This is a genomic window from Xanthobacter sp. BG11Y11_SDJG (assembly GCF_057364445.1).
The window spans coordinates 1-6,394 of record NZ_JBNFNU010000256.1 but is presented as its reverse complement, the minus strand read 5'-3'; the positions used below and the strand labels follow the sequence as shown (position 1 = coordinate 6,394).

General features: G+C 69.1%; 4 protein-coding genes and 1 pseudogene. 2 read left to right on the top strand and 3 right to left on the bottom strand.

Going from position 1 to position 6,394, the window contains the following annotated elements:
* Nucleotides 1-1,040: thiosulfate ABC transporter substrate-binding protein CysP (cysP, locus tag AC2W7M_RS17800; protein ID WP_486133702.1), on the bottom strand; the 1,040-nt coding region annotated here is incomplete at its 3' end.
* Nucleotides 1,041-1,394: 354 nt separating this feature from the next.
* Here cysP and proC point away from each other — a divergent pair.
* Both proC and AC2W7M_RS17790 read left to right on the top strand, forming a co-directional pair.
* Nucleotides 1,395-2,231 carry a pyrroline-5-carboxylate reductase gene (gene proC / locus AC2W7M_RS17795; RefSeq protein ID WP_486133700.1) on the top strand — a complete coding sequence of 279 codons (837 nt, stop codon included), beginning with the start codon at nt 1,395-1,397 and terminating at the stop codon, nt 2,229-2,231.
* A gap of 81 nt (nt 2,232-2,312) precedes the next feature.
* Complete coding sequence (locus AC2W7M_RS17790) at nt 2,313-2,969, top strand: TetR/AcrR family transcriptional regulator (protein WP_486133698.1); 657 nt, start codon at nt 2,313-2,315, stop codon at nt 2,967-2,969.
* 9 nt (nt 2,970-2,978) lie between these two features.
* Here the strand turns inward: AC2W7M_RS17790 and AC2W7M_RS17785 are convergent.
* Both AC2W7M_RS17785 and AC2W7M_RS17780 read right to left on the bottom strand, forming a co-directional pair.
* Nucleotides 2,979-4,781 (bottom strand): annotated as a pseudogene (locus tag AC2W7M_RS17785) (TRAP transporter large permease); the annotation flags it as partial.
* A gap of 270 nt (nt 4,782-5,051) precedes the next feature.
* On the bottom strand, nt 5,052-6,071 hold the full coding sequence (locus tag AC2W7M_RS17780; RefSeq protein ID WP_486133696.1) for a TRAP transporter substrate-binding protein: 1,020 nt from the start codon (nt 6,069-6,071) through the stop codon (nt 5,052-5,054).
* Nucleotides 6,072-6,394: the final 323 nt, after the last annotated feature.

The following is a 6,394-nucleotide window of genomic DNA, read 5'->3' as shown; positions in this document are numbered from 1 at the left end:
CGGCCGGCGCCGGACGGCGCCGGGCCGCGATGGCTCAGCGCTTCTCGAAAAAGCTGGTCGAGCTTGGCGCCGGAGGCGAGGTGCTCCTTGTTGATCTTCTCCCAGCCGCCGAACGCCGCCTCGACGGTGACGAGGCGCACCGGCGGGAACTGCTCCTTGTAGTGGGAGACCACCTCGGGGTTGTGCACCCGGTTGTGGAACTTGGCGAGGATGTCCTGGCCCTCGGCGCTGTAGAGATAGTCGAGATAGGCGGTCGCGGTGGCGCGTGAGCCGCGCTTGTCCACCACCTTGTCCACCACCGCCACGGGGAACTCCGCGAGCAGGCTCACCTTGGGCACCACCACCTGGAACTTGCCGGGATACTGGTCGCGGATGCCGTTGGTCTCGGCCTCGAAGGTGATGAGCACGTCGCCCACCTCGCGCTCGACGAAGGTGGTGGTGGCGGCGCGGCCGCCGGTGTCGAACACCGGCACGTTGGCGAACAGCTTGCGCACGAAGGCGTCGGCCTTCTCCGTCGAGCCCAGCTTCTCCTGCGCATAGGCATAGGCGGCGAGATAGGTGTAGCGCGCATTGCCCGAGGTCTTGGGGTTCGGGAACACCAGCTTCACGTCGTCGCGCACCAGGTCGTCCCAGTCGCGGATGTTCTTCGGGTTGCCGGCGCGCACCAGGAAGGCGGGCAGGGAATAATAGGGCGAGGCGTTGTTGGGCAGGCGCTTCTGCCAGTCGGCGGCGACCAGATTGCCGCGGTCATGGAGGATCTGCACGTCGGTGACCTGGTTGAAGGTGACCACATCCGCCTCCAGCCCTTCCAGGATCGCCCGCGCCTGGCGCGAGGAGCCGGCGTGCGACTGGTTGACGGTTAGGTCCTGGCCGGTCTTCGCCTTCCACTGCTTCACGAAGGCGGCGTTGATCGCCTGATAGAGCTCGCGGGAGATGTCGTAGGAGACGTTGAGCAGCGTGTTCGGGCCGGCCGCCTGCTGGGCCGAGGCGGGCAGTGCGGCGGCGGCGGCGAAGGCGGCGGCAAGGAGAAGGCGTCGCATAATCAGGTCCTCGGTGCGCGGGGCGCGGTTTCGTGTCGGTGCCTGGCGGCGCCCATGCCTCGCGCCCGAAGGTGGTGCGAGCGGCGACAGGCCCGGCTTGGTATTTCACCTAAAAATTTAGGTTATATGTGTATTAAAACGATAGATACATGGGAAAATGGCTTCGTCAATCCCTCTGCGGCAATCGTAAATATAACGTCGAAATGTCGGATTTTGACCTCGTGGGTGTCCGGTGCGCCGATTGCGCGGAGAGAAATGCCACGCCGGCCGCTGGCCCCGAATGGCGATCCGACCTAGAAGGAGGGGCCGCCCCTTGGAGGCGGACGTTGCCGTTTCATAGTCACAGAGGCCCCCATGTCCGAGCGCGCTTTGTCCTCCCTCACCGGTCCCGTGGTGCTGGTGGGCGCTGGCAAGATGGGCGGGGCGATGCTGGAGGGCTGGCTGAAGCTCGGCCTGCCGGCACGGCTCGCGGTCGCCATCGACCCGAATCTGCCGGACGCGCCGGCGGGGGAGCTCAAAGCCAAAGGGGTTGAGGTGAATCCCCCCGCGGACGCGATTGCGACGCCCAGTGTGCTGCTGCTGGCGGTGAAGCCGCAGGTGGCGCCCGACGTGCTGTCCAAGGTGTCGCCCCTGGTGGGACCGGACACGCTGGTGGTGTCGGTGATGGCGGGCCGCACGCTCGGCTTCATCGCGGATGCCATGCCGGCGGGCACCGCCATTGTCCGCTCGATCCCCAACACCCCCGCCGCCATCGGCCGCGGCGTCACGGTGGCGGTGGCGAACGGCGCGGTGACGGCGGACGGCCGCGCGCTCGCGAGCGCGCTGCTCGGCGCCATCGGCATCGTCGAGTGGATCGACGACGAGGACCTCATGGACGCGGCGACCGCCGTGTCCGGCTCCGGCCCGGCCTATGCCTTCCTGCTGGCGGAAGCGCTGGCCGAGGCGGGCGCGAAGGCCGGCCTGCCGGCGGAGCTTTCGGCGCGCATCGCCCGCGCCACCGTCTCCGGAGCGGGCGCGCTGATGGACCAGTCGGACCAGCCCGCCGCCACCCTGCGCCAGAACGTGACCTCGCCCGGCGGCACCACGGCGGCCGCCCTCGCGGTGCTGATGGACGCGCGCGCGGGCTTCGGCCCGCTGCTCGCCGACGCGGTCGCCGCCGCCACCCGGCGTGGCAAGGAACTTGCCGGCTGAACCAGCCGCCGGGCCGCCGCGATTTCGCGCTACACTCGGCGTGTCCGTCATTCGCGCGCTGCGCGCCATGGGGAGGAGCCGATGACCTCTGAGACCAGTCGCGAGGCCTGCCTCCGCGCCTTCCTCGACCTCCTGGCGCAGCGTCCCTACGGCGCCTCGATCTCGCCGAGGTGGCCGAGCGCGCCGGCGTGCCGCTCGCCGAGATGCGGGCCACCTTCGCCGGCCGCGCCGACCTCCTCGCCGCCTTCTTCCGCGCCACCGACCGCCACGTCCTGGCGGAGGGCGGGCCGGACGAGCGAGGACCTCGCCGGCGAGGGGCCGAAGGAGCGCCTGTTCGAGGTGCTGATGCGCCGGCTCGACGCGCTGGAGCCGCACAAGGAGGCGGTGCGCGGCCTCGTGCGCTCGGCCCGGCGCGACCCGGCTCTGGCGCTTCAGATGCTGCGCCTGTCCGAGCGCTCGCAGCGCTGGATGCTGGCGGCGGCCGGCATCGGCTGCACCGGGCTTTCGGGATCGGTGCGGGCGAAGGGACTGGCGCTCTTGTTCGCGCGCATCGTCGGCGTCTGGCTCGACGACGAGGACATCGGCCTCGCGCGCACCATGGCGGCGCTCGACCGCGAGCTGGACACCGGCGCCAAGCTGCTGGGCATGCTCGACGATCTCGCCTTCATCGCCGTGCCCGGCGCAGGCGGCGCCCGCGCCGGCCCCGAGGCGGAAGCCGAGGCGGCGCCGCCGGCCTGAGGACCAGGCTCAGAGCATGCCGATGGAGATCCACGGCACGGCGGCGATCACCAGAAGGCCGATGAACAGCGCCACCAGATAGGGCCAGATGGCGCTCAGCGCCGCGTCGGGCGAGACCTGGCCGATCTTGCAGGCGAGGTAGAAGCCGATGCCGATGGGCGGCGTCATCAGGCCGATGTTCATGGCCGTGACGATCACCATGGAATAATGGATGTCGTTGATCCCGAGCTTCCGGGCGATGGGATACATCAGCGGCGCCATGAGCACGATGGCGGGGAGGCCCTCCAGGATGCAGCCGAGCACCAGGAAAACGAGGATGCTCACCGCCAGGAAGCCCCACGCCCCGCCGGGCAGAGCGCCCATGAAGGCGGCGAGGTCGTTGGCGATGCCGGCCTGGGTGATGGCCCACGCCATCGCCACCGCGCAGGCGAGGATGACGAGGATTGCCCCGGTGAGCGCCGCCGTCTCCACCAGCATGCCGTAGAAGGTGCGCAGCGAGATGCCGCCATAGAGCACCATGCCGACGATCAGCGCATAGACCACGGCGAAGGTGGAGACCTCGGTGGCGGTGGCGGCCCCGCTCGACACCGCGCTGCGGATGAAGAACGGCAGCAGCAGCGCCGGCGCCGCCACCAGCATGGTCTTGAGGATGAGCTTGCCGGGCGCGCGCGTGACGCCCGCCATGTCCTCGTGGCGCGCCTTGAAGCGGGCCAGCGCGGCCAGCGCGATGAGCAGCACCATGGCCACCACGAAGCCGGAGGTGAACAGGGCGGCGATGGAGACGCCCGCCACCGAGCCGAGCACGATCAGCACGATGGAGGGCGGCACCGTGTCCGCCATGGCCGCGCCGGTGGCGAGCAGCGCGATCATCTCCTTCGGCTTGTGGCCGCGCCGCTTCATCTCCGGGAACAGAGCGGGCGCGACGGTCGCCATGTCGGAGACCTTGGAGCCGGAAATGCCCGAGACCACGAACAGCGAGCCCAGCAGCACATAGGACATGCCCGCCTTCACGTGGCCGAGCAGGGAGGCGAGGAAGTCGACGATGGCCTTGCCCATGCCGGTATGGTCGAGCACGCAGCCGAGCAGCACGAACACCGGCACCGAGAGCAGCACCAGCGAGCTCATGCCCTCGTCCATGCGGCCGATCATCACCAGCAGCGGCACGTGGGTGGAGAAGGCGAGATAGCAGATGGTGCCGATGCCGAAGCAGAAGGCGATGGGCACGCCCGCCACCAGGCACGCCGCCACGAAGCCCACCAGGAACAGCAGGATCGTCACGTTGCCGGCCTTGATCAGCACCGGCGCGGCGAGCCACAGGGCGCCCAGCGCCGCGGCGACGATGGCGAGCGAGATCAGGATGTCGGCGAGCTTCGAGCGCCGGACCGCATGGGCCACGGCGAGCGCCGCCATGCCGCAGATGCCCACCGGCAGCGCCGCCGCCCGGAACGACCCGGCGATGCCGAGCGCCGGCAAAGTGATGAAGGCCTCCTCCGACGCATAGTCGTAGGCGGGATAGGCGAGCGCGAGCAGGAAGGCGGCCACCAGCAGCAGCGCCAGTGTGTCCACGAAGCGCTGCAGGCGCTCGGGCATGGCGCGCACGAACAAAGTGAGGCGCAGGTGCTCGTTGCGGTCGATGGCCACCAGCGAGCCCAGCATGGCGAGCCAGATGAAGGCGATGGAGGCGACCTCGTCGCCCCAGATGATGGGCAGATGCAGCAGATAGCGCGAGAGCGCGTTGGCGAGCAGCTGGAGCACCACCACCAGCAGCAGGGCCGCGGCGATCGCCTCCACGGGCCGCATGAAGCGCGAGCCGCGCGGGGGCGTCGCTCTCGGCGACCAGCGGCAGGATTTCGTCGGCTGCGGCCATGGCGGAGGTCCTGACTTCGGAAAGGCGTGTCGTCCCCGCCGTGGGGGAGGGTGTGGCGCGCGCGGCCGCTGGTCGTTGTGCCCTGGTTGCGCCGGATCGTGCAAGCGGACGTTGCGGAATACGGCGCCGGGGCGCTGCGAGAACACCTCCCCAGTGTGGGGAGGGGCAGGGGAGAGGGCGTCAGCGCCCCGCGGGCCTGACGCCCCTCGACAGGCTCAGGAGAGCGGGCCGGTATACTTCTCCAGCGTCGCCCACGCCTCGTCGCCGTACTTGCCCTTCCACTCGGCGTAGAAGCCGGCCTTGCGGAGCTGGTCGCGGAACGAGTCCACCTTCGGCTCGTTGAAGGTGAGGCCCTTCTCCGCCAGTTCCTTGCGCAGGGTGGCGTTCAGCTCCACCACGTCGGCGCGCTCCTTCACGCCGGCGGCGTTCACATTCTTGGCGACGATGGCGCGCAGGTCCTCCGGCAGGCGCTCGAACGCGCGCCGGTTGGCGAGGAACCAGAAGCCGTCCCACATGTGGTTGGTGAGCGAGCAGTACTTCTGCACCTCGTAGAGCTTCGCCGTGGAGATGATGGCGAGCGGGTTCTCCTGGGCGTCCACGGCGCCGGTCTGCAGCGCGGTGTAGACCTCGGAGAAATTGAGCGAGGCGGGGGCGCTGTCGAACGCCTTGAACATGGAGGTCCACAGCGGCGAGACCGGCACGCGGATCTTCAGGCCCTTGAGGTCGGCGGCGGTCTGGATCGGCTTGGTGGAGGTGGTGATCTGGCGGAAGCCGTTGTCCCAGATCTTGTCCATGGCGACGATGCCGGACTTGGCGATCTGCCCGCGCACATAGGTGCCGAGGTCGCCGTCCATGGCCTTCCACACCGCGGCATAGTCCGGGAAGGCGAAGCCGATGCCGCTGATCGAGGCGTTCGGCACCAGGGTGGACAGGATCAGCGGCGAGAGGGTGAAGAACTCGATGCCGCCCGAGCGCAGCTGGCTGAGCATGTCAGTGTCGCCGCCGAGCTGGCTGGAGGGGAACACCTTGATCTCGACCCGCCCGTTCGTCTCCTTCTTGATGGCTTCCACCATCTCGTTGGCGCGAATGTTCATGGGGTGCGTGACGGGCAGGTTGTTGGCGTACTTGTAGCTGAATTCGGCGGCCTGGGCGCGCGCCACGTGGGGCGCGGCGATGCCGCCCACCAGCGCGCTCGCGGCGCTGGCCTTCAATAGGGTGCGACGGGTCAGCGACATCCTCGGCTCTCCTCCTGACAGGGTCCATCCGGACCGCATTATCATTATGAGGTCCATGATATGGACCTCACCTTATAGCCCGATGCTCGCCCGCTTGTGGCGGTTAGACAAGGGGACTATGGTCTCGCGCCGAACGGTTTGGCCGATCGGCGGCAAGAAATCAAGAACAAGGTCCACATGCTGGATCACAGGGAGCACGCGTGGACACGGGCATGCGAACGGGCCGGGCGAAAGGCCGGGCCGGCCAGAGCAAAGCCGCAAAGGCCGGGGCCGTAAAGCCCTCGGGTGCGGCGCCAGCGAGCGCGGGGTCCGCCGCCGCCGTC